The sequence below is a fragment of the Mycobacterium aquaticum genome, from assembly GCF_002086485.1.
GTDB classification, from domain to species: Bacteria; Actinomycetota; Actinomycetes; order Mycobacteriales; family Mycobacteriaceae; genus Mycobacterium; species Mycobacterium aquaticum.
This window is the reverse complement of the sequence record NZ_MVHF01000020.1, coordinates 98,420-119,864: the sequence shown is the minus strand read 5'-3', so window position 1 is coordinate 119,864 and position 21,445 is coordinate 98,420. Positions and strand designations below refer to the sequence as shown.

General features: G+C 68.9%; 23 protein-coding genes and 1 pseudogene. 15 read left to right on the top strand and 9 right to left on the bottom strand.

The features are described from left to right. Positions 1-126 precede the first annotated feature (126 nt). From BST13_RS19910 to BST13_RS19900, 3 genes are read right to left on the bottom strand one after another with little or no spacing between them, the layout of a single operon-like run. Entirely contained in the window at positions 127-747 is a 621-nt protein-coding gene (locus tag BST13_RS19910; RefSeq protein ID WP_083165731.1) for a LysM peptidoglycan-binding domain-containing protein, read from the bottom strand. Then, positions 748-1,767, bottom strand: a complete 1,020-nt coding sequence (locus tag BST13_RS19905; RefSeq protein ID WP_083165730.1) for a sterol desaturase family protein — start codon at positions 1,765-1,767, stop codon at positions 748-750. A gap of 10 nt (positions 1,768-1,777) precedes the next feature. Beyond that, the gene (locus BST13_RS19900) at positions 1,778-3,340 is read right to left on the bottom strand and encodes a carboxylesterase/lipase family protein (RefSeq protein WP_083165729.1); all 1,563 of its coding nucleotides are present in this window, start codon (positions 3,338-3,340) and stop codon (positions 1,778-1,780) included. Positions 3,341-3,456: 116 nt separating this feature from the next. Between BST13_RS19900 and BST13_RS19895 the strand changes: the two genes are divergently transcribed. Genes BST13_RS19895 through BST13_RS19885 form a run of 3 tightly spaced genes read left to right on the top strand, consistent with a single transcriptional unit; the run spans position 3,457 to position 5,394 of the window. Beyond that, positions 3,457-4,707, top strand: coding sequence for an acyl-CoA dehydrogenase family protein (locus tag BST13_RS19895; RefSeq protein WP_083165728.1), 1,251 nt, complete (start codon positions 3,457-3,459; stop codon positions 4,705-4,707). Between the two features lie 28 nt (positions 4,708-4,735). Further along, positions 4,736-5,071: a DMT family transporter gene (locus BST13_RS19890; RefSeq protein ID WP_083165727.1), complete on the top strand. Its 336-nt coding sequence runs from the start codon at positions 4,736-4,738 to the stop codon at positions 5,069-5,071. Beyond that, a complete protein-coding gene (locus BST13_RS19885; protein WP_083165753.1) occupies positions 5,071-5,394 on the top strand; it encodes a DMT family transporter in 324 nt (107 codons plus the stop codon). Before BST13_RS19890 ends, BST13_RS19885 begins: the two co-directional genes overlap by 1 nt. Here BST13_RS19885 and BST13_RS19880 read toward each other — a convergent pair. Genes BST13_RS19880 through BST13_RS19870 form a run of 3 tightly spaced genes read right to left on the bottom strand, consistent with a single transcriptional unit; the run spans position 5,363 to position 8,123 of the window. Next, a complete protein-coding gene (locus tag BST13_RS19880; protein WP_083165754.1) occupies positions 5,363-6,586 on the bottom strand; it encodes an MFS transporter in 1,224 nt (407 codons plus the stop codon). The genes BST13_RS19885 and BST13_RS19880 overlap by 32 nt on opposite strands. Before the next feature lie 20 nt (positions 6,587-6,606). Continuing rightward, entirely contained in the window at positions 6,607-7,518 is a 912-nt protein-coding gene (locus tag BST13_RS19875) for an SDR family NAD(P)-dependent oxidoreductase (RefSeq protein ID WP_083165726.1), read from the bottom strand. After that, a complete protein-coding gene (locus BST13_RS19870) occupies positions 7,515-8,123 on the bottom strand; it encodes a TetR/AcrR family transcriptional regulator (protein ID WP_083165725.1) in 609 nt (202 codons plus the stop codon). The genes BST13_RS19875 and BST13_RS19870 overlap by 4 nt, the downstream gene beginning before the upstream one ends. A gap of 124 nt (positions 8,124-8,247) precedes the next feature. Here BST13_RS19870 and lysA point away from each other — a divergent pair, with 124 nt between their 5' ends. The 7 genes and pseudogenes from lysA to BST13_RS19835 form a co-directional block, all read left to right on the top strand. Next, positions 8,248-9,531: a diaminopimelate decarboxylase gene (gene lysA / locus BST13_RS19865; RefSeq protein ID WP_245839747.1), complete on the top strand. Its 1,284-nt coding sequence runs from the start codon at positions 8,248-8,250 to the stop codon at positions 9,529-9,531. A 33-nt stretch (positions 9,532-9,564) separates the two neighbouring features. After that, positions 9,565-11,694, top strand: a complete 2,130-nt coding sequence (malQ, locus tag BST13_RS19860) for a 4-alpha-glucanotransferase (protein WP_083165724.1) — start codon at positions 9,565-9,567, stop codon at positions 11,692-11,694. A gap of 87 nt (positions 11,695-11,781) precedes the next feature. Beyond that, entirely contained in the window at positions 11,782-12,201 is a 420-nt protein-coding gene (locus BST13_RS19855) for a hypothetical protein (RefSeq protein WP_083165751.1), read from the top strand. 172 nt (positions 12,202-12,373) lie between these two features. Beyond that, complete coding sequence (locus BST13_RS19850; RefSeq protein ID WP_083165723.1) at positions 12,374-13,273, top strand: metal-dependent hydrolase; 900 nt, start codon at positions 12,374-12,376, stop codon at positions 13,271-13,273. A 21-nt stretch (positions 13,274-13,294) separates the two neighbouring features. Further along, the gene (locus BST13_RS19845) at positions 13,295-14,401 is read left to right on the top strand and encodes a PDR/VanB family oxidoreductase (protein WP_083165750.1); all 1,107 of its coding nucleotides are present in this window, start codon (positions 13,295-13,297) and stop codon (positions 14,399-14,401) included. Between the two features lie 23 nt (positions 14,402-14,424). Next, positions 14,425-15,801: a serine/threonine-protein kinase gene (locus BST13_RS19840; protein ID WP_083165722.1), complete on the top strand. Its 1,377-nt coding sequence runs from the start codon at positions 14,425-14,427 to the stop codon at positions 15,799-15,801. After that, positions 15,762-16,142, top strand: a pseudogene (locus tag BST13_RS19835) (nuclear transport factor 2 family protein); the annotation flags it as partial. The gene BST13_RS19840 and the pseudogene BST13_RS19835, both read left to right, overlap by 40 nt. 76 nt (positions 16,143-16,218) lie before the next feature. On the opposite strand, the gene BST13_RS19830 reads toward BST13_RS19835, so the two are convergent. Beyond that, positions 16,219-16,722: an NUDIX hydrolase gene (locus tag BST13_RS19830; protein WP_083165721.1), complete on the bottom strand. Its 504-nt coding sequence runs from the start codon at positions 16,720-16,722 to the stop codon at positions 16,219-16,221. A gap of 59 nt (positions 16,723-16,781) precedes the next feature. Between BST13_RS19830 and BST13_RS19825 the strand changes: the two genes are divergently transcribed. The 3 genes from BST13_RS19825 (at position 16,782) to BST13_RS19815 (ending at position 19,031) form a co-directional block, all read left to right on the top strand. Next, on the top strand, positions 16,782-17,573 hold the full coding sequence (locus tag BST13_RS19825; RefSeq protein WP_083165720.1) for a hypothetical protein: 792 nt from the start codon (positions 16,782-16,784) through the stop codon (positions 17,571-17,573). 274 nt (positions 17,574-17,847) lie between these two features. Then, the gene (locus tag BST13_RS19820) at positions 17,848-18,147 is read left to right on the top strand and encodes a hypothetical protein (RefSeq protein WP_083165719.1); all 300 of its coding nucleotides are present in this window, start codon (positions 17,848-17,850) and stop codon (positions 18,145-18,147) included. A gap of 113 nt (positions 18,148-18,260) precedes the next feature. After that, the gene (locus BST13_RS19815; RefSeq protein ID WP_083165718.1) at positions 18,261-19,031 is read left to right on the top strand and encodes an SGNH/GDSL hydrolase family protein; all 771 of its coding nucleotides are present in this window, start codon (positions 18,261-18,263) and stop codon (positions 19,029-19,031) included. An 8-nt stretch (positions 19,032-19,039) separates the two neighbouring features. Here the strand turns inward: BST13_RS19815 and BST13_RS19810 are convergent, their stop codons facing one another. Continuing rightward, positions 19,040-19,603, bottom strand: coding sequence for a hypothetical protein (locus tag BST13_RS19810; protein ID WP_083165717.1), 564 nt, complete (start codon positions 19,601-19,603; stop codon positions 19,040-19,042). Positions 19,604-19,674: 71 nt separating this feature from the next. Continuing rightward, complete coding sequence (locus BST13_RS19805; protein ID WP_083165716.1) at positions 19,675-20,457, bottom strand: nuclear transport factor 2 family protein; 783 nt, start codon at positions 20,455-20,457, stop codon at positions 19,675-19,677. Between the two features lie 78 nt (positions 20,458-20,535). Between BST13_RS19805 and BST13_RS19800 the strand changes: the two genes are divergently transcribed. Further along, positions 20,536-20,895 (top strand): hypothetical protein, encoded by a 360-nt coding sequence (locus BST13_RS19800; protein ID WP_083165715.1) that lies wholly within the window; start codon positions 20,536-20,538, stop codon positions 20,893-20,895. Between the two features lie 99 nt (positions 20,896-20,994). Next, complete coding sequence (locus BST13_RS19795) at positions 20,995-21,417, top strand: hypothetical protein (RefSeq protein ID WP_083165714.1); 423 nt, start codon at positions 20,995-20,997, stop codon at positions 21,415-21,417. The last annotated feature ends 28 nt before the right edge of the window (positions 21,418-21,445 follow it).

The window sequence follows — 21,445 nt, the reverse complement described above, 5'->3', positions numbered from 1 at the left end:
CCCCCCCCACCCCCACCCCCCCGGCCCCCCCCGGCTGGCCCCGCTTTGGGGCACGCGCCCCCCCTTTTGTCGCCCCCAACACCCCGGGCCGCGCCCCCCGGCCCCGGGGCCGCGCTTCTGCGCAGGTCAGGGAATCGTCAGAACCTGGCCGGGATTGATGAGATCCGGGTTCGGGATGCCGCTGGCGTTGGCGATCTCCTGGTAGCGGTTGCCGTCGCCGTAGAAGCGTTCAGCGATGGCCCACAGGGTGTCGCCCGGCTCCACCGTGTAGGTGCGCGGCTCGGGGGCCGGCGGCGGTGGTGGCGGCGCGGCGGGCTCGGGCTCAGGCTCGGGCGCCGGTGCCGGCTCTTCGACGGCGGCAGGCTCGACCACGGGCTCGGGCGCCGCGGCCTCGGGGGCCGGCGGCGGCGGCTCGGTGGTGTCGGTCTTCGACGACCAGGCCGGTCCGTCCGCAGCGTAGAGCACCAGGTTGCGGTCGTCCTGAAGGACGAGCTTCACGTCCTTCTTGCCCTTGGTGTCGGTGTGCCACACGGGCTTCTCCGACGTGTACAGCACAAAATTGCCGTCGGTCTGCACCTCGGCGCGCTGAACGTCCTGCCCGTTGGTCTCCGTCGACCAGACCGCTTGGTCGCGTGCGTACAGCACCAGGTTGCCGTCATCCTGCAGCGTCAGCGTGTAGGCGCCGTTGTTGGAAGTGAGCGATCCCCCCTTCTCGAGCTTCTGTCCTTCGGTCAGTGTGTCTCCCACTCAGATCCCCTTACTCTCTGGACGGCCGGCCGGGTCGAGCCCGGCTCCGACCGAGCCTACTGATCTTGGTCTTGCTTGTGGGGCGTTATGCTCGGCGCAATTCAAAACGTCAGGCAAACTCCCCGTGACATCCTCGGCGGGCGCCCAGCCGGGCGGCCCGAACACGTAACCGAACCGGTCCCTCCAGCGGGTCGCCCGCCGTACGTCGCGCGCAATCGCGCCGTATTCGTGTGTCTGCAGCGTCCAGATGTTGAAGGTGTCCACCGGTTTGGTCAACCCGTAGTGCGGCCGGAACAGTTCGGGTTGGAACGTGCCGAACAGCCGGTCCCAGATGATCAGGATGCCGCCGTAGTTGCGGTCGAGGTACTGCGGGTCGCGGCCGTGGTGCACGCGGTGGTGCGACGGTGTGTTGAAGATGTATTCGATTGGGCACCAGAGCTTTCCGATCCGTTCAGTGTGCACCCAGAACTGATACACCAGGTTGATCGAGAAGCTCGCGAACACCAGCCACGGCGGCACGCCCAGCAGGGGCAGCGGGATCCACGCCACGATCTCGCCGCTGTTGTTCCACTTCTGCCGCAGAGCCGTCGCAAAGTTGAAGTACTCGCTCGAATGGTGGGACTGGTGTGTCGCCCAGATCAGGCGGACACGGTGTGCCACACGGTGATACGTGTAGAACAGCAGGTCCACGCCGACGACGGCGATCACCCACGTGTACCAGCGGTCGGCGGGCAGATGCCACGGCGCGGCGTAGCTGTACAACGCGGCATAGCCCAACAGCGCCAACAACTTCCAGCCCGCCGTGGTGGCGACCGACACCAGGCCCATCGAGATGCTCGCCCACGCATCGCGCGTCCGATAGGCGCCTGCCGGCTCCCGGTCGGCGCCCTCGACGGATTCGAGTTTGCGTGCCGCGGCCCATTCCAGGATCAACAACAGCAGGAAGAACGGCACCGCGAACAGTACCGGGTCCCGCATGGCGGGTGGCAGCACTTCCAGCAACGCCCGAATCGGCTCCATCGCACCACTCCTAGCGGAAGTTGAGCACCTCGTCGCCCCAGGCCGTGCGCAGTTCACGGTCCAGATCAGCCACGGTCCTGTCCTGCTTGTCGATCAACAGCACGGCACGGTCGTCGCGGCGGTACGGGCGCCACACCGGTTCCCCGGGTGCGCCCTCGGGCACCCCGGTGGTCGCGAAGGTGGTCCACCGGCGACGCATGCGCTTCGACACCGCCCGGCCGTGCTTGAGCCCACCCAGCTTGAACGTCGGGTCCTTGGGTCCGGCGACCAGATTGCCCCACATAAAGGGCAACTCGGTGGCGTGTGCCGCACCCAGCCGCAGCAGCCGCAGCATCGGGGTGGCGAAGTCGAACCTGTAGAAGTAGACGGGCGCCGCGGCGCTGTGCCCGTCGGCGAACCACAGTGACGGCATGCGGAATCCGATGTCGCGGGCCACGCCCATGCCGCGCGCCTTGGTGCGCAGCCCCGGATACGCCGAGGCGATCTGAGCCTCTGACGGCAGCAGCAGTCCGGGCTGTTCTGCGGCGATGCCGTCGAACATCGCCCGGATGGCCTCGGGGGTGATCGGCATCAGCGGCGACTTCATCCACCGGAACAACGCGGCCTCGTGCTTGTTGGTCCCGATGATCAACGGCACCGGGTGGGTGCGGCCTTCGCGGGCACAGTTCACGGGATAGTCGGGCACGACATCGCCGTCGACGATGGGCGCGAACGCCAGCGTGCCTGGTGTCTGCTGTGGCACCGCGTTGAACACCCGCTGGGACGCCGAGAGCACCGCCGACACGGGCAGCGCCGCGAGCTGCTCGGCATCGCCGGGGGCCACACCCAGCTCGTCGAGTACCTGGCGCGCGACGCGCCGGGACCGTTCGGCGTCGTAGATCGAGGTGACCGGTGAGCTCTGCGCGATGGCAGCACCGAAAAGACCCGTGGCCGCGGGGCTGGCCAGCAGGGTGGTGACGATGCCACCGCCTGCCGATTCCCCGAACAGCGTGACGCGGTCGGCGTCGCCGCCGAATGCGGCGATGTTGTCCCGAACCCAGCGCAGTGCGCACAGCACGTCACGCAACCCCAGGTTGGTGTCGAAACGCATTGCGGGCGTGCTCAATTCGGAGAGGTCGAGAAATCCGAAGGCGCCCAGCCGGTAGTTGACGGTGACGACGATGACATCACCCTCGGCCGCGAGCACCCGGCCGCGGTACAGCGGCTGGCTGGCCGATCCGAGCACGTAGGCGCCACCGTGCACCCACACCATCACGGGTTTACCGGCACCGGGTTCGGTGCCGGAGGGCGCCCACACGTTGAGCCGCAGGCTGTCCTCGGACTGCCGTGCACCGAGGTCGATCGGGATCCGGGGGTCGGTGGCCTGCGGGCACACCGGCCCCACCACGGTGGCGTCTGCGACGTCCTGCCATGTCGTCGGCGGTTCGGGTGCCCGCCAACGTAACTCACCCACCGGCGCGGCGGCGTATCGAATTCCCCGCCACGCCTTGACCGTTCCGTCGTCGGTCCCGCGGACCGGTCCGTAGGCGGTGTCGACCACCGGGCCGTCCGCGACAACGGCGGGTTCGGACATGACTGACTCCTCGGTGACGCAACTTTCACGAACTCTCCCACGTTACTTGTCGGACAAACATTCTCCGTGGTCGCAAACCTCGGCGATCCCGCTCCCCGGCCGTACCGTCACCGCCCATGAGCGTCGACACCGCCCCGATCACCACAACACCGACACCGGCTTCCGCACAGGCCGCACTGGCCACCGCCGATGCACTGGCCACCGAACTCGCCGTGGACAGCGCCGAGCGCGAACGCGCCGGTGCGTCGCTGTTGCCGCAGTTGCGCCGGGTCGCGGAATCAGGACTGCTTGGCATCGTGGTACCCGCCGAACACGGCGGTCCGGGACTCTCCGCGGCGACCAAGGTCGAGGTGCTGCGCCGCCTGTCCCGCGGCGACAGCGCCGTCGCACAGCTGCTGCTCGCCCATTTCGTCATCGCACAGGCGATCTCAGGTCTCGGCGAACAGGCCCCTGCGCCGCGCATCTACGCCGACATCCTCGCCGGCGCTCAACTGGGCAACGCCTCAGCCGAGCGTGGCACGGCCACCGCCCTGGACCGCCACACCACCGTGACCCGCCGCGCCGACGGCACCTGGCTGCTGGGCGGCACCAAGTACTACGCCACCGGCGCACTCGGCGCCACCTGGATCGCCGTGGCCGCGGTCGTGGCAGACACCGGCGGTCACGAGACCGCGACCGTGTTCGTCCGGCCCGATCAGGACGGTGTGACCCTCGATCTCGATCAGTGGTCCGCGTTCGGGCAGCGCGGTACGGCCAGCGGCGAGGTCCGCCTGGTCGACGTCGTCGTCGACGCCGATCTGGTGATCGAGGAGGGCGTGACACCCGACCCGGCCGACGCGCCGCCGAGTGTGCTCGGCGCCTACGACCAGGCGCTGCACGCCGCGATCGACATCGGCATCGCGCGGGCCGCACTCGAGGACGGTGCCGAATTCGTCCGTACCCGGTCCCGGCCGTGGAAAGAGGCGGTGCTGGCCGGGGTGCGCAGTGCCGACGAAGAACCCCACGTGGTGCGCCGGTTCGGTGAGCTCACCGCCCGGCTGTATGCCCTGGAGGCCCTGCTGGCCCACGGCAGCGCCGTGGTGGACGCCGGCCTCGCCGAGCCTGAGCTGTCCCGCGACACCGCGGCGCAAGCCTCCCTGCAGGTCGCCGCAGCCAAGGCGCTGGCCCAGGAGTACGCCGTCGAGATCGCAGGCGGCATCTTCGAACTGACCGGCACATCGGGCACCGATTCGGCGGTCAACCTCGACCGGCACTGGCGCAACGTGCGCACCCACTCGCTGCACGATCCGGCGCGGTGGAAGTACGTGCATCTGGGCAACCACACCCTGCGTGGCGCCCGGCCACCGCGGCTGGGGCTCGTCCTGTAGCGCGTCGCCCTTTCGCTAGGTTGGTGCGGTGCGGAAGTGGGCGTTGCTGATCGCGGCGATCGCCACCGAAGTCGCGGCCACCCTGTCATTGCGCGCCTCCCAGGACCATGCGGCCTGGCTGGTCGTCGTGGTCATCGGCTACCTCGGTGCGTTCGTCCTGTTGACCCTGGTGCTGCGCGCGGGCATGGCCGTGGGCGTGGCTTACGGCATCTGGGGTGCCATGGGCACTGCCTCGACGGCGGTGCTTGCCGCCGTGCTGTTCGGTGATGCGTTCACCTGGCCGATCGCGGCGGGCATCGGCCTGATCATTGCCGGGGTGCTGCTGGTCGAGCTGGGATCCCCTGCGGAGGATGCGCCGCGATGATGTGGATGGCGCTGGCCTGCGCGATCCTGTGCGAAGTGCTGGCGACCCTGGCGCTGCGGGCCTCGGACGGTTTCCGGCGCAAAGCCTGGATCGTGCCGGTGACGCTCGGCTACGTGGTGTCGTTCACGCTGCTGTGGTTCGCGTTGTCGTTGGGCATTCCCGTCGGCATCGCGTACGGCGTCTGGACCGCGTGCGGTGTGGCGCTGGTGGCGATCGCTGCCCGGTTCCTGTTCCAGGAGGCGCTGACGCCGGTGATGATGATCGGGATCGCGCTGATCGTGTCGGGTGTGTTCACGATCGAGCTGGCCGGTGTGGCGCACTGATCGCGTCGGTCGATCCGTGAGTGCGCTCCAGTGCCCCGGCCAGTGCCGTCACCAGCAGGCCCGCCACCGGTACGACCAGCAGCCCGACGCGTAGTCCGGCAGCGTCGGCGACGAAACCGACCAGCAGGGGCGCGCCGAAGAAGCCGACCCGCATGAGCCACGTCACCACCGTCAGGCCCCTGCCGGGCCGTAGACCGGGCAATTGGTCGGCGCCGTGCATGGCCGCCGGGATCAAGGTGGCCACGCCGAGTCCTGCGGCGGCGAACCCGCCGACCGTGCCGAGCACACTGGGGTACGCCAGCGCGGCGCCCATACCCGCGGCGGTGATCAGGCCGCCGGCGCGCACCACCGAACGCTGGCCGAACCGGTCCACCAGCCGATCGCCGAACAGCCTGCCCACGAACATGAATCCGACCACCGCGATGTAGCCGAAGGTCGCGATGGCCGCGGGGGCGTGCAGGGTGTCCCGTAGATACAGCGTGGCCCAGGAGCTTCCGGAGTCCTCGACGGTGGCTCCGGCGATGGCGATCACCACCAGCGCCGCCAGGGTCAGATAGACAGTCCGGCGCGGCCGCGTCGTGCCCCGGGCCCGGGCGGCCGGATGGTCCTCGTGATCGGGCCCGGCGAGCAGGAAACGGTCCGCGGCCAGCACCGCGGCGCAGACCAGCACCGCGACCACGCCGAGGTGGGCACTGCGCGGCACCCCCAGGGCGATCACCGCGGCGCCGGTCAGCCCGCCGAGGATGGCGCCGACGGCCCACACCGCGTGAAACGAGTTGATGATGGACCGGCCGTAGGTGCGCTGCACCCGCAGGCCGTGGGCGTTCTGGGCCACATCGGTGATCGCGTCGCAGGCCCCGGCCAAGAACAGCGCCGCGGTGAGCACGACGGCGCTGCCGGTGATCGCGGCGACGACGACGAGCAGGGCCAGCCCGATCGTGGCGACCACCGCGACCCTGGCCGACCGGTAGCGCCGGATCAGCAGGCCCGCGGTCAGGCCTGCGACCAGTGCACCGGCCGAGAACGCGGCGACGGCGGCACCGTAGGCCGCGTTGCTCAACTGCAGGTCGGACTTGATCTGCGGATAGTGCGGCACCAGATTGGCGAAGATCGCCCCGTTGGTCAGGAACAGCGCCGCAACAGCCAGCCGGGCCCGCTGTACGACGGTCGAATCAAGCTGGCCTGAAACCACTTCGGCGACGATACCGGCCGTCAGCCGGCGGCAGACACCAGCCGATCGCTGACGCGCCACAGGTCAGCGGCCAAGGATTCGTCGTAGGAATCGCGGGACGACCGGACCCTGCGGGTCCCGTCGAAGTAGGCGCCGGTGACGCCGTCGTAGCGAGGATCTGCGACCAGCGCGGCGAGGTCGGCGCCGGACCGCCGGGTACTGCGGACCCCGGGCAGCACCCGCAAGACGGGCAACACGAAGCGCCACGCCAGCCGTTGCGCAGGCGGGTAGTCGCGTGCAAGCCCGGAGCCGGGCATCATGCCGGGATCGAACGCGTTGACAGTGACGCCCGCGGCGCCGTGGCCCAGCCGGCGATCCAGCTCGTAACTGAACAGCACGTTGCACAGTTTCGATGTGGTGTAGCGCCTGCGGCCCTCCTCCGAGGATTGCCCGCCCGCCTCCGGGCTGCAGAGCTGTTCGGCAGAGGTGTAGCGCGGGGCCGGCATCCCCGTGTATCTGTCCGGGTCGTGGGTGCCGCTGCTGACCACGACGATCCGTGCCGGGGCGACCAGTTGGTCGAGCAGCCGCCGAACCACTGCGAAATGTCCGAGATGGTTGACGCCGAAGGTCATCTCGTAGCCGTCGCGTGTGGTGTGCGAACCCGACACCACCTGCACGCCGGCGTTGCACACCAGGGCACGGATCGGCGGCATGTCGAGTTGCTTTGTAGTGCAAGCGAATTCGTTGACGGAGCGCAGCGAGGCGAGGTCGAGTTCGGCGACGGTCGTCCGCCCCGAATTCCCGAGTGCCGCGGCGGCGGCCGCGCCCCGACCGGTGTCCCGCACCGCGAGCAACACATGCCAGCCGGGATCGGAATTCAACAGCGCGCGGGCACATTCGAAGCCAAGGCCGGTGTTGGCACCGGTGATGACGGCGGTCTTGGTGGTCGTCACGGTTCCTCCAGCAGGATCGGGATGAGCGCCGTCACGGCCTGCCACAGCCTGCGGTACATGAGGGCGACGTCGGTGGTGTCGGGTTCGAGGTGTCTGGCGTAGAAGATGCCGTCGGACTGCGCGACGGCGAATGCGGTGAGTTCGGCCACCACCCGTTCGGCCCGGGCGGGGTCGAGGCCTGCGGGCAACTGGTGCCGGACTGCCGCGCCGAACCGGGCGATCGCGGTGTCACGCGCCCGGCGGACCACGGCGGCGACCGCCGGGTCGTCGGTGCGTTCCATGGACAGCAGGTAGAACAGCCGCAGGAAGTCCGGGTGCTGCGCCTGCAGCCCGGAGGTGATCGTGAGCTGTTCGTCGATGGTGCCCTCGCGCGGGATCGCGGCGAAGAAGCGGTCGATGCCCCGTTGCATGACGGCGGCGAGCACGCCGTCCTTGGAGCCGAAGTGCCAGTAGATCGAGCTGGCCGGCAGCCCGGACTCCTTGCGGATGTCGCTGATCGCGGTCGCGGCGTAGCCGCGCGTCGCCATCAGACGCTCGGTGGCGTCGAGAATCTGCTCGCGCGAATTCGCGCCTTGCTGTTGCCTTCTCGTGGCCGGAGTGTCCATACCCACCCGTCTGTAAGGATCGTTACAGACAGAGTAGATCAGGGTAGTCGGCAACACCACTACGGATTTCGTCGTCTTTGCCCAACCCGCTCACGCGGCGGAGTCCGAGTGGCACGCTGAGGCGGTGTCCACCGACCTGATCAGCCACACCGCGCAAGACCTGATCGGCCTGTTCCCGCCCGGAACCCGCCCCGACACCGACGGCACCCTGATGGTCGGCGGCTGCCGGCTCGACGACCTCGCCGAGCAGTTCGGCACGCCGGCCATCGTGGTGGACGAGGAGGCGCTGCGCCAGCGGGCGCGCGACTACCTCAGGGCATTCCGCAGCCGCTGGCCGCGCGCGGACGTGGCGTTCGCGTCGAAGTCCTTCCCGTGCACGGCCGTTCAACGGGTGATGGCCGAGGAGGGCCTGCACCTCGATGTCGCGGGCGGCGGGGAGATCGTCACTGCGGTCAAGGCGGGCGCCGACCCGGCCCGGCTCGTGCTGCACGGCAACGCCAAGACCGACGAAGAGCTGACGCTCGCCGTCCAGCACGGCGTCGGCCTGGTGGTCGTCGACAACTTCGACGACATCGATCGCCTCGAGCGCCTGGTGCCTGCCGGCCACGTCCAAGGGTGCCTGGTGCGCGTCATCCCCGGCGTGCAGGCCGAGACCCACGCCTCGCAGGCCACCGGGCACGCCGGTTCGAAGTTCGGCTTGATGCCCGACGCGGCCCGCGAGGCCATTGCCCGCATCGACGCCAGCCCCCGGCTGCGGATCGACGGTGTGCACACCCATGTCGGCTCCCAGTTGCTCAACGTCGAGCAACTGGCCGCAGCCGTGGAGCCCATCGCCAAACTCGGCACGTTCGAGGTCTACGACCTCGGCGGCGGGCTGGGTGTGCGCTATACCTACGACGATCACGCACCCAACCTCGACGACTACGCCGAGGCGATGGTGACCCAGGCCCGCGCCCTGCTGCCCGAGGGCAGCCGGATCATCGTCGAGCCCGGCCGCAGCATGGTCGGCAGCAACGCGTGCACGGTGTACCGGGTCACCACGGTCAAGCGCGGCCCGGTGGTCACCCACGTCGCGGTCGACGGCGGGATGGGCGACAACCTCGACGTATCGCTGACCGGGCAACGGTTCGAGGCCACGATCGTCAACCGGGTCGGCGCTGGCGAGGTGGTCAGTCTCGTCGGCAGGCACTGCGAGTCCGGCGATCAGCTCATCGACCGGGTCGAACTTCAGGACCCCAAGGTCGGCGATCTGGTGGCGGTCCCGGTCACGGGCGCCTACACCTACACGATGTCCAACCAGTACAACGGGGCCCGCCGCGTGCCGGTGGTGTTCACCCGCAACGGCGAAGCCCGCCTCGTCGTCCGCCGCGACACCTGGGACGACCTGCTGATCCGCGACGTCGACTGACGCGATCGGGGTCTGGGCACCAAGATTGGCAGCATGACGGGATTACCCCAGACCCTCGTGGAACTGGCTCAGCGCTACGGCGTCGCCACCGAGTACGACGACTGGACCGGACACCGCACCACGGTGCCGGAAACGACGCTGATCGCGGTGCTTGAAGCACTCGGCGTGGCGGCAGGCACCGAAGGTGACCGGGCCGCGGCGCTGACCTCCCACGATCGCGACTACTGGCAGCGTTCGCTGCCGCCCATCGTCATCGCCCGCGCGGGGCAACCGACGGCGTTCTGGGTGCACGTCACCCACGGCGACCCGGTCGAGGTCACGCTGCGACTCGAGGACGGCACCGTACGAACCGGGCTGCGCCAGCTGGAGAACAATCGGCCGCCGTTCGATGTCGGTGACCGCCTCGTGGGTGAGGCCACCTTCGAGCTGCCCGCCGAGCTGCCGCTCGGTTATCACCGGCTGGTCCTTGCCGTCGGCGACTTCCACACCGAGACGCCTGTCGTGGTCTCGCCGGCGAGCCTGACGCTGCCGGCCCGGCTCGGTGACCGGCGGGGCTGGGGACTGTCGGTCCAGCTGTACAGCGTCGCATCGCAAAACTCCTGGGGCGTCGGCGATCTCACCGATCTCACCGATCTGGCGGTATGGTCGGCCGCGGCCCACGACGCCGACTTCATCCTGGTGAACCCGCTGCACGCAGCGGCCCCGATCGCGCCGATGGAACCGTCGCCGTACCTGCCGACCTCCCGGCGCTTCGTCAACCCGTTGTACCTGCGGGTCGAGGCCATCCCCGAATACGCGGTCGCGCGCCACCGCAGCCGCATCCGCAAATTGCGCACGACCGTCCACGAGCGGGCCCAGCGCCGCGAACTGATCGACCGGGACACGGTGTGGGCGGCCAAATCCGCCGCGCTCAAACAGGTGTACCGGGTGCCGCGCTCTGCCGGGCGGGAGCTGGCGTACAGCGCCTACCGGGCCCGGGAGGGTACCGCTCTCGATGATTTCGCGATCTGGTGCGCGCTGACCGAGATCCACGGCAGTGACTGGCACAACTGGCCGCTGGAGTTGCAGCATCCGCACAGTCCGGACGTCGCGGCGTTCGCGGCGGCCAATCCCGAGGCGGTCGATTTTTACCGCTGGCTGCAGTGGCAGCTCGACGACCAGTTGACCGCTGCGCAGGCCACCGCGGTGCAGGCCGGGATGGCGCTGGGAATCCTGGGTGATCTGGCGGTCGGCGTCGATCCCGACGGCGCCGACGCGTGGGCGCTGCAGGACGTGCTGGCGCTCGGCGTGACCGCGGGAGCGCCGCCCGACGAGTTCAACCAGCTGGGCCAGGACTGGTCGCAGCCGCCGTGGCGGCCGGACCGGCTCGCCGCGCAGGCCTACGAGCCGTTCCGGGCCCTGGTCGCGATGGCCCTGCGGCATGCGGGCGGGCTGCGCATCGACCACATCATCGGCATGTTCCGGCTGTGGTGGATCCCGAAGGGCGCAGCCCCCACCGAGGGCACCTACGTGCGCTATCACCACGACGCGATGATCGGCATCATCGCGCTGGAGGCGCACCGCGCCGGGGCAGTCATCGTCGGCGAGGATCTCGGCACCGTCGAACCGTGGGTCCGCGACTATCTGCGCGACCGCGGCCTGTTCGGCACCTCCATCCTGTGGTTCGAGGCCGACGGCAGCGGCGCGCCGCTGCCCGCCGAACGCTGGCGCGAATACTGCCTGTCCGCGGTCACCACGCACGATCTGCCCCCGACGGCGGGATACCTGGCCGGCGAGCATGTGCGACTGCGGCAGGAACTGGGTCTGCTCACCCGCCCCGTGGAGGTCGAGCTGGCCGAGGACCGGGCCGCGCAGGATGCCTGGTTGGCCGAGCTGCGTCGCGTCGGCCTGCTCGCACCGGATGCGAACCCAGACGAGGTCGTCACGGCGCTGTACCGCTATCTCGGGCGGACGCCGTCGAAGTTGCTGACGTTGTCTCTGGCCGACGCGGTCGGTGAGGTGCGGACCCAGAACCAGCCGGGCACCACCGACGAATATCCCAACTGGCGGGTGCCGCTCGGCGGCCCCGACGGGCAGCGCCTACTGGTGGAGAACGTGTTCGACGATGCCCGGGCGAATGCCCTGTGCGACGCGATGGCGGCCTTGGTGAAACCGGCGATGTAACACGCGGCGACCGTGCAACGGTTTCACAATCGTCACAGCTGCGATATGTTCGCAGCTCACCCGGACGTTCGGAGACTTGACGTGAAGATGCAGCTTGTAGTGCTCGGTGGCGGTGTGGTCGCTGCCGGCTCGATCGCCCTGTTCGGCGCGGGCATCGCGACCTCGCAGCCCAATGCGTCGGCGATCAATGTCGTCGGTGAGCCCTACATGAAGGCGCTGCAGATTCTCAAGAGCCAGGGCGTCAAGGCCTACTTCGGCGGCTCGTTCGGGAGCGCACTGCCGCAGGCCCAGTGCCTCGTCGACTCCCAGAAGGTGACCTCACAGGGCCGCATGCTGCTGATGCTGGACTGCAGCCAGGCTGCCCTGGAGCAGGAACAGCAGACCCAGAGCGCCGGTGGCGGTGCGCCGGGTGCGCCGCACGTCGGCTCCAACGGTGTGACGACGGTGACGCCGACGCCGGTTGTTCCGGTGCCCGGTGCGCCGGGTGCGGGGACGCCTGCGGGCTGAGCAATCGGCTACTGCCGCCGCGGTTGTGAATCGCCTGCGAAAAATGGGCCGAAAAATCGCAGACGTTTCACAATGGCGGCGCGACGGCGCGGCTCGACCTCTGAGAGCCCGGTACCGGCGTTCCCACCTAATTTCGTAGACTGCACGGGTCCCAGTTATGAGGAGGCCCGCGATGCTGCGTCCGCACCGATTCGCCACCGAGATCGATCCTGGTCCCGTTCAGATCCAGGCTCGTAAAGTGCACTTCGATCTCTCCGGCATCCCCCTGCATTGGATTCCGGAGCACCCGGTCGCCTCGAGCATGGTGAACCTGTTCAACGTGGTGCTGCCGATGGCCGAGCACTGGTTCGTCGCGACGTTCAACGAGGCCCTGCCGTATGTGCGTGATCCCAAGTTGGCCGACGACATGCGCGGATTCATCGGCCAGGAGGCGACACACGCCGAAACCCACGACCGGGTACTCACCGACTTCCTGACCGCCCACGGTGTGGACTACCAGCCGGTGCTGACCATGGTCGACCACGTGTTCACCAACCTGCTGGCGCCGACGTCGTCGACCGACCCGCGCCGCAGGCTCAACGATCTGTGCGACCGGTTGTGGCTGATCGCTGCCATCGAGCACTACACCGCGGTACTCGGCGATTTCGTACTGAACTGCACGTGGGAGGACTACGACGCCGATCCGACCATGACCGACCTGTTCCGCTGGCACGGCAGCGAGGAGGTCGAGCACCGCAGTGTGGCCCACGACGTGGCGGTCTATTTCCAGGACAGCTACTTCAGCCGGGTCCGGGCCATGTCGATCGCGGCGACCGCGGTGTACCTGTTCTTTCAGCGGGGCTGCTGGGACCTGGTCAAGCGGGATCCGACGCTGGATCTGGGTTGGTGGCAGATGCAGAAGCTGCGCATGAAGGACTCCAAGCTGGGCTTGCTGCCCAAGTTCTCCCGGATGTTCGGGTCCAACACGTTGGCGTACTGCCGGCCGGGCTTCTCCCCGGAGGAGATGGGGTCGACCGCTCAGGCCGTCGCTTACCTGGCCAGCTCACCCGCGGCGCGGGCCGCGCATCTGTAGAGGACCGCTGCCATGCCGCTGATGTCACCGTTGATCGATCGTTACCGCAGGCTCCCGCCGAGCGCGTCCGGACGGTTCCGCCACGATCCGATGCTGGGCCTGGCCGATGTCGCCATCTCCACCATGTGGGGGCTGACCCGGTACCTCCGGCGCCCCTCACTTCCACCGGAGTTGGACCGCACCATCGAGCTGACAGTGCTCGACCGTGCGGTCGTCGCCCACGACCAGGACGTCATCGCCCTGACGCTGGCCGCGGCCGACGGCACCGCGCTTCCGCCGTGGCATCCGGGGGCCCACATCGACGTGCTGCTGGCCAGCGGCCGGGTGCGGCAGTATTCCCTGTGCGGGGATCCGTCCGCCCGCACCTACCGCATCGCGGTGCGGCGCATCCCGGACGGCGGCGGCGGTTCCATCGAGGTGCACGACAGCCTGCAGGTCGGCGCCCGGCTCACCACGCACGGCCCGCGCAACGCCTTCCCGCTCACGGTTCCGGGCTACGGCTCCCCCACCCAGCGGTTCCGGTTCATCGCCGGCGGTATCGGCATCACCCCGATCCTGCCGATGCTGGATCTCGCGCAGCGCCTTGGCATCGACTGGTCGATGATCTACGCCGGTCGCAACCACGAGAGCCTGCCGTTCCTCGACGAGCTGACCCGGTTCGGCGACCGGATCACGATCCGCACCGACGACGCCCACGGTCTGCCGACGGCGACCGAGCTGCTGGGCGACTGTCCCGACGGCACCACGGTGTACGCGTGCGGGCCTGCGCCGATGCTGACTGCTGTGCGCGCCGCACTGGCCGGACGCGATGACGTCGAGCTGCATTTCGAGCGGTTCGCCGCGCCACCGGTGGTCGACGGCGCCGAATTCTCGGTGTCGATCGCCTCGTCGGGCGCCGACGTGACGGTGGCCGCCGACGAAACGCTGCTGGCCGCCCTGCGACGCACCGGGGTGACCGCGCCGTATTCCTGTCAGCAGGGATTCTGCGGCACCTGCCGGGTCCGGGTGCTCGACGGTGCGGTGCAGCATCGCGACACCCTGCTGACCGATCCGGAACGGGCTGCGGGCTACCTGCTGACCTGCGTGTCCCGGGCCGACGAGGGTGAGCGTCTGACGCTGGATCTGTAGCGCGCGACGGTACTATTCCGCGCATGCCGCTGGCCCCTGGTGCGACTTTCGCGGGATACACGATCGTCCGGCCGCTGGGGTCCGGCGGGATGGGTGAGGTGTACCTCGCGCAGCATCCGCGGCTGCCCCGCCGGGATGCGCTGAAAGTGTTGCCGACGGCGGTCTCCGCCGACCGTGAGTACCGCGAACGATTCAACCGGGAAGCCGACATCGCCGCGTCGCTGTGGCACCCGCACATCGTGGCGATCCACGACCGCGGCGAGAACCAGGGGCAGCTCTGGATTTCGATGGACTACGTCGACGGCACCGACGCCGGCAAGGCACTGCGGGAGCGGCATCCGGCCGGAATGCCGAAAGACCAGGTGTGCGAGATCATCTCGGCGGTGGCCGAGGCACTTGACTACGCCCATCAGCGCGATCTGCTGCACCGCGACGTCAAGCCGGCCAACATCCTGCTCGCCCAACCGGATTCCGATGATCGGCGAATCTTGTTGGCGGACTTCGGTATCGCCCGTTACGCCAGTCAAGCCAGCGGGCTCACCGCCACCAACATGACCGTGGGCACCGTGGCCTACGCCGCCCCGGAGCAGCTGCTGGGCCGGGACCTCGACGGGCGTGCTGACCAATACGCGTTGGCGGCCACCGCGTTTCACCTCCTCACCGGAACGCCGCCGTTCGAGAACTCGAATCCCGCCGTGGTGATCAGTGCGCATCTGTCGTCGTCACCCCCGGCGCTGGCCGCCAGCCACCCCCATCTCGCGGCGCTCGATCCCGTGCTGGCCAAGGCCATGGCCAAGGATCCGAAGGACCGGTTCGAGCGCTGCGCGGACTTCGCCAGAGCCTTGCGGCATCAACTCGACACCGGTGATGCCGACGACACGCGGCTTGCGCCCGTCGCCACCGTGCCGCGCCGGCGGCTGCTACGCCCCGCGGTGCTCGTTCCCGCGGTGCTCGCGGTGTTGTTGATCGCGGCGATTGTCGTCGCGGCAGTGGAGTTCCGGCGCGCCGACGAGCGCCCGACGGCGAAGATCACGACGCCGACCACCACTACCGTCGCGCCATCTCCGGCGCTGCCACCACCACCGGCACCCACCGACACGATGACGGTCACGACGACAGCGCCGGCCGCGGTCGTGGTCGGCGCCAACTGCGAGCCCAAGGGCACCACGGGTACCACGGCCGACGGCACCACGGCGTACTGCTCGACGCTGCTGAGCAGCGGCGCCACGATCTGGTCGCTCACCCCGGACGACATTGCGAGCCCGACGGTGACCGTCGACCCCACCGAGACCCAACTGCCGACCACCGACGAGTCTCCGGTCCGGGTGTGCATGCAGCAGACCGGCAAGTCGCGGCTGGAATGCTGGATGTCGATTCGCCGCGGCAACGGTGCGCGATGAGCCTCGCCGTCGCCGACCGGCTGGCCCTGGCCGACCTGGTGCACCTGTACGCCGCCGCGGTGGACGACCGACGATTCCGCGATGTGGCCGAATTGTTCACCGAGACAGCAGAATTGCGCCTTCCCGATCCGCCCCGCGAACTGCAGCCGGTACGCCACTGGCACGGCCGCGACGGCGTGTTGTCGGCCCTGTCGTCATTGACCGAGGTGGCCCGCACCCAGCACGACATCGTCGGTGAGGTGTACGCCGCCGGGCCGGAGGCCGATTACGCACTGGGCAGGATCACGGCAGTGGCCCATCACTGGTCCTTCGGCCCGGAGCACCCGACCGATCTGGTGTGGCATCTGCGCTACGACGACGAGTATCTGCGCACCCCGGTTGGCTGGCGCATCCACGGCCGGGCGTTGACCATCAACGCTATCGAGACTCGGCCGTTGCGTCGCCTTCGTGGCACCCCGCCAAGTCCGGGGCGGCCATCAACTGATCCAGCAGGGGGCGCTGGCCGGCCAGCAGCTTCTCCCGGGCGGCGGCCACCGGAAACCAGGCGGCCCGATCGACCTCGGGAAACTCCCTGATCTTCCCGGAACCCTTCGGCCATTCCATCGTGAAGGTGTTGCTGTGAACCGCCGTCGCGTCGAAGTCGCCGCGCACCGCGAACACCGTGACCACCTTGCCGCCCGCCTGCCGCACCGCGATCAGGTCGACCCGGGGTCCGTCGGGGGCCGCTGCGCCCAGCTCCTCGGTGAACTCCCGTCGGGCGACCGCCCACGGATCCTCACCGTCGGTGTACTCGCCCTTGGGCACCGACCAGGCTCCGTCGTCCTTGCGGGCCCAGAAGGGCCCGCCGGGATGGACGAGGAGGACTTCAACGGCGCCGCCGGTGACGCGGTACAGCAGCAATCCGGCGCTCAGTCTCGGCATTGGCTGCAGCCTACGGGGCCGCGCGGCCGCGACGCGACGCCATGACGGATGCTGGAGAGATGACACGTTCCGGATCGGCCCGGCGGTGGGATCCGCTGCGGCCACTGGACCTGCTGACGTCGCTGTGGTCGGTGGCCGCCGTGACGCCGGTCACCGGAAGCGCGTCCGCGGCCTACCGGACGTTGTTCCTGACGGCGCGCCGCCTGGTGGTGGGGCGCCGGGTCGGCGTGCGACTCGACGATCGCGAGCTCACCCTGACCGTGACGGAGTTCGACTCACGGCTGGACCTGCGCGCGCTGTCCGCGGGCCAGATCGGCAATGTCCGTCTGGCTGCCCGTGACATCCGTTGGGGCGATGCTTCTTTCGAGCGGGCCACCGCAGTCTTGCGCAACGTGCACGTCACCGCGTCCACGCAGCCCGAGTTGGTGGCGGCGCCGGTCGAGTTGACGGTGGAGGTGCCCGCTCCCGTGCTCGACGATCTGTTCGCCTGGGCAGCTCCGCGGTACCGCGCCCAGGTGGGGCCCGACGGCGTCGCCCGGATCCGGCTGAACCGCAGGCCCGGCCTGGGGCATCTGGAGGTCGAGACGCGGCTGGACGGCTCGACGCTGTGGCTCACGCCCAGCGCAGTGACGCTCGGCCGTCGGCGCTGGACGTTGCCTTCGCGGGTTCCGTCCTACCCCGTGCAGTTGCCCGAGTTGCCCCACGGTCTGGAGCTGACGGGCATCGGTTTCGCACCGCATCTGCTGTGCCTACAGGGGACGCTGCCGCAATGGCGGATGCCCGTCGCCCGCGCGCGGCCCGAGGACATTCTCGGCCAGCTCACGCTGAACCCCACCCGCCTGCTGCGCTGAGCGTTGCCGTCATCACTTTGCTGACGGAATGTGTCTCCGGTCACGCCTCAGGTCTGGCACCGCCGTGGAAAACCAGCCGGTCGGTGATGCAGGCAACACCTCCGCCAACGCCGCGGACAAGATTTCTCCTCGCTTGGAATTAAACGGCTGAGCAGGCGGTTTAAGCCGATGTAACCAACTCGGTAACTAGTGATGCGTTGCGCCGAAAGCGCGGCCGGCACGGGGGCCGTCGCCCGCTCGACGGATAACTGAAGAACGAAAGAAGGCACAGAAGATGAAGAAATTCGCATTTGCTAGCGCATTTGTCGGCGCAACCGCAGCAGCGGTCATCGGACTCGCCGGGGCGGCCCAGGCCGCGCCCAGCGGACCCGGGAACGCCCAGCAGACGATCTCCGAGCTGCAGGCGCAGGGATACAACGTCATCGTCAACCGCACCGGCTCGGCGCCGTTGGACCAGGCCACCGTCGTCGCGGTCCGACCGGGACAGACGTTCTCACAGACCGATCACCGCAACCCGGGTGGCGATCTGCAGACCACCGTCACCGGCAAGACGGTTTACGTGGACGTGAAGTAAGTCCGAACAGCACGAAACATCAAGAAGGGGCGCCCGTTTGGGGCGCCCCTTCGTTGTGTGCGACGGCGTGCCCGTGAGTTGCCACAGGTCATGACGGCGCTAGAGTCGCCAGAGTGCGAGGCTTCACCCGCTTTGTCGCACTCGGCGACAGTCAGACCGAAGGCCTGTGGGACGGCGACGACGACTCCGGCCTGCTGGGATTTGCCGACCGCCTGGCGGTCCAGATCGACGGGCTCTATCCGGGTCTGGAGTATGCGAACCTCGCGGTGCGCGGGCATCGCATCGGCGACGTGCTCACCGGCCAACTGCCACAGGCGTTGTCGATGCGTCCCGATCTGGTCACGGTGTGCATCGGGATGAACGACGTGACGCGGCCCGGGCGCGCGTTCCACCGGGCGCTCGACGATCTGGACCAGATCTATGCGCGGTTGGCCGACACCGGTGCCACGGTGGTCACCACGACGTTTCCCGACATCACCCAGATCCTGCCGGTGGGTCGCCTGCTGGGAAAGCGGGTCGTCCATATCAACGCCGCGATCGTCGGCGCCGCCGAGCACTACGGGTTCCGGCTGGTAGACCTCTACTCGGCGCCGTCGATGCGCGAACCCCAGACATGGAGCCCCGACCGGGTACACGGCTCGGCGCTGGGCCATGAACTGTTTGCGGCCGCGGCGGCCGAGGCCCTGGAATTGCCCGGCAGCAACCATGATTGGGCCCATGCGAGCGGTCCGGTACTCCCCCAGTCACTGCGGGCCAGGCTCTATTCGCAGGCGCTGTGGACCCAGAACATGCTGATGCCGTGGATCTGGCGGCACCTGCGGGGCCGATCCGCCGGGAATGGACGCGGCCCGCGTCGTCCGACACTGATGAGCCTGAGCGCGTAGGACGGCGCTCAGACGCCTTTCCACGCGGACTGGATTTCCGTGCCGATGTCGATGACCTTGGCCTTCTCCGATCCAGGACTGTCGATCTCGCCGGCCACGTGGGCGGCGATGAACCGTTTGATCTCGGCATCCACCCCGGCCATGATGCGCAAGACCTCGGCGCGCAGCGATTTCGAGGTGACGTGGATGGAGATGTCCGACGGCCGCGGCTTCTTGACGTCGAGGATCAGCAGCAACGGTTCGGCCGCCAATGCGGTGGCGCGCAGCGCGATCTCGCCGAAAACCATGAACTGGGGGCGGTCGATCCGCAGGTCGATCACCATGTCGATCTCCAGCGGTATCCGGATGGAGAACGTGATGGTCTCGCCCACATTGCGGGTCACTCGCGGCTTCTGGATCTTCACGCGCGCGGAGACCTTGGCGATCTTGCCCGGTCCCTGGCCGATCGGGCCCATCTCGAATTCGTCGCCTGCGATCGCTCCGATCGCGTCACCGACGCGGTCCTCGGAGACGGCAATCTCGAAGAATCTGCGACCGAATTCCTCGTAGGTGATGTAGTCGTGGTCAGCCATGGTCCTGATACGGTCTCACGTCCGCCTGCCGCGGCGGTACAACCGGGCCGAAACAGGTGTGCCGTTTCGGCTCACGCAGCGAAGTACCGTAACCGGCTGACGGTGAGTGGTTTCGGCGTCAGATCCGCGATCAGCACCGCTCGGCCGCGCTCGCTGCGCAGGCCCACTGCCAGGCTGTAGCCCGACGCGACGAGCTTGTCCCACTGTGCGCCCGCACACAGCTCGATCAGCTGCGATACCGCGAGCGGGCCGCTCTCCCCGGCATGCACGGTGGTGTTGCGGGCGAGCCTGCGGCGGACGGCGACCTCGTTGCCCGCGCACAGTTCGTCGAGCAGTCCGGTGAACAGCCGCTTTCCGGGTCTGCCCGCACCTCGGAACCCTTCGGCAAACCCGATGGCGCCGGCCGGGCCTTGATTGCGCAGCAGGGCCCGGGACAGCTGCAGGCCCGCAGGCACCGCCGCGAGACCGGCCCGCAGGAACTCAACCACCATCGCGGGTAGCTCCCAGTACGCCTGCAGCTCGGCGATCCGCAGCTCCGGTGTCAGCAGGTAACGCAGATAGGCCGGGATGCGCATCGTCACCGCCCCCATGGCCACCTCCAATTCGAGGTCGCGGATCACCGTGGCGTCGGCGACGATGTCGACGCCGGGGTGAAAGGTGATCTGCCGCGGCCCGATGAACGTGTCGTAGAACCGCCCGATCTGCCCCGCACCGCGGTGTGGCCGCGAGCCGACAGGATCCTCGACGTGTCCGCCTTCAGCGAACAATCCGACCCAGCTCTCACGGTCGCGCGCGCCCGCCGCCTGCAGAGATCGGCGGGCGGCGGCGAGTCGATCAGCGGGTGTGGAAGCCATATGGTTCGTTTACCATCCTGGCGTTCACCGGATGCGCGCACACTGGTGTTTGACGCCAGGTTGGCTGAGGAGGACGTGATGAGCGGCAACGGACCATTCGGATTCGATCCCGAGGATTTCGACCGCGCCGCGCGCGAGGCATTGGACGGCATCGGCAAGCTTCTCGGGAGCGGCAGGCCGGGCTGGAGCGGGCTGGTCGATGAACTCGGCCGGTTCACGCGGCCCCGGACCGATCCGGAGACGACGGGCGAGGCCGGTGACGGCGTGTGGGCGATCTACACCGTGGACAGTGACGGCGGCGCGCACATCGAACAGGTATTTCCCACGGAGCTCGACGCGTTGCGCGCCAACAAGACCAACACCGATCCGACCCGGCGGGTCCGTTTCCTGCCGTACGGCATCGCGGTCAGCGTGCTCGACGCCGACACCGAGGACTGACTCGCAGCAAAAGGTGACCGGGCCGCTGCGCCACCGACTAGGCTGCTGCCCCAGGGCCGACGAGCCCGGCCGGTGGGCCGGTGAACCTGAGGGTGGGACATGATTCGCGAACTTTTGGTCACCGCGGCAGTCGCCGCGGCCGCTGTGGCAGCCGCACCGGGGGCAGCGGCCGACAACACCAACATGTATTTCGATCAGCCGGGCCACTACGCCACCGATGTGCCCGGGATGAGCTACGAGGCGTACAACGGGGCGCCGTGCTTCAGCTGGGAGACCAACGTCTTCGGTCGGGGCCCCGGCGGCGAGGCCATGCAGTGCCGGTGGATTCCCAATCAGTGGCCGCCGGTCGACACGGGTTTCTGGACCTACGCCTACCCGCTGCAGGGTGTTCAACAGATCGGTTCGCCGTGCCCGGGCCCGCAGACCGCGGCGCAAGCCCCCGACGGCCGACCGCTCTTGTGCCTCGGAGCGCAGGGCTGGCAGCCGGGCGTGCTGACCGGGGACGGCTTCTTCCCGCAGTGATCATGGGCAGGTGATCCTGTCTGCACGC

Excerpts from the sequence above, each read along its gene's own strand:
- BST13_RS19855 (WP_083165751.1), top strand. The coding sequence starts at position 11,782 with ATGCAGCTTGTAGTGCTCGGTGGCGGTGTGGTCGCTGCCGGCTCGATC.
- BST13_RS19885 (WP_083165753.1), top strand. The coding sequence starts at position 5,071 with ATGTGGATGGCGCTGGCCTGCGCGATCCTGTGCGAAGTGCTGGCGACC.
- BST13_RS19800 (WP_083165715.1), top strand. The coding sequence starts at position 20,536 with ATGAGCGGCAACGGACCATTCGGATTCGATCCCGAGGATTTCGACCGC.
- malQ (WP_083165724.1), top strand. The coding sequence starts at position 9,565 with ATGACGGGATTACCCCAGACCCTCGTGGAACTGGCTCAGCGCTACGGC.
- BST13_RS19870 (WP_083165725.1), bottom strand. The coding sequence starts at position 8,123 with ATGGACACTCCGGCCACGAGAAGGCAACAGCAAGGCGCGAATTCGCGC.
- BST13_RS19805 (WP_083165716.1), bottom strand. The coding sequence starts at position 20,457 with ATGGCTTCCACACCCGCTGATCGACTCGCCGCCGCCCGCCGATCTCTG.
- BST13_RS19905 (WP_083165730.1), bottom strand. The coding sequence starts at position 1,767 with ATGGAGCCGATTCGGGCGTTGCTGGAAGTGCTGCCACCCGCCATGCGG.
- BST13_RS19845 (WP_083165750.1), top strand. The coding sequence starts at position 13,295 with ATGTCACCGTTGATCGATCGTTACCGCAGGCTCCCGCCGAGCGCGTCC.
- BST13_RS19840 (WP_083165722.1), top strand. The coding sequence starts at position 14,425 with ATGCCGCTGGCCCCTGGTGCGACTTTCGCGGGATACACGATCGTCCGG.
- BST13_RS19830 (WP_083165721.1), bottom strand. The coding sequence starts at position 16,722 with ATGCCGAGACTGAGCGCCGGATTGCTGCTGTACCGCGTCACCGGCGGC.
- BST13_RS19895 (WP_083165728.1), top strand. The coding sequence starts at position 3,457 with ATGAGCGTCGACACCGCCCCGATCACCACAACACCGACACCGGCTTCC.
- BST13_RS19850 (WP_083165723.1), top strand. The coding sequence starts at position 12,374 with ATGCTGCGTCCGCACCGATTCGCCACCGAGATCGATCCTGGTCCCGTT.
- BST13_RS19820 (WP_083165719.1), top strand. The coding sequence starts at position 17,848 with ATGAAGAAATTCGCATTTGCTAGCGCATTTGTCGGCGCAACCGCAGCA.
- BST13_RS19795 (WP_083165714.1), top strand. The coding sequence starts at position 20,995 with ATGATTCGCGAACTTTTGGTCACCGCGGCAGTCGCCGCGGCCGCTGTG.
- BST13_RS19810 (WP_083165717.1), bottom strand. The coding sequence starts at position 19,603 with ATGGCTGACCACGACTACATCACCTACGAGGAATTCGGTCGCAGATTC.
- BST13_RS19900 (WP_083165729.1), bottom strand. The coding sequence starts at position 3,340 with ATGTCCGAACCCGCCGTTGTCGCGGACGGCCCGGTGGTCGACACCGCC.
- BST13_RS19825 (WP_083165720.1), top strand. The coding sequence starts at position 16,782 with ATGACACGTTCCGGATCGGCCCGGCGGTGGGATCCGCTGCGGCCACTG.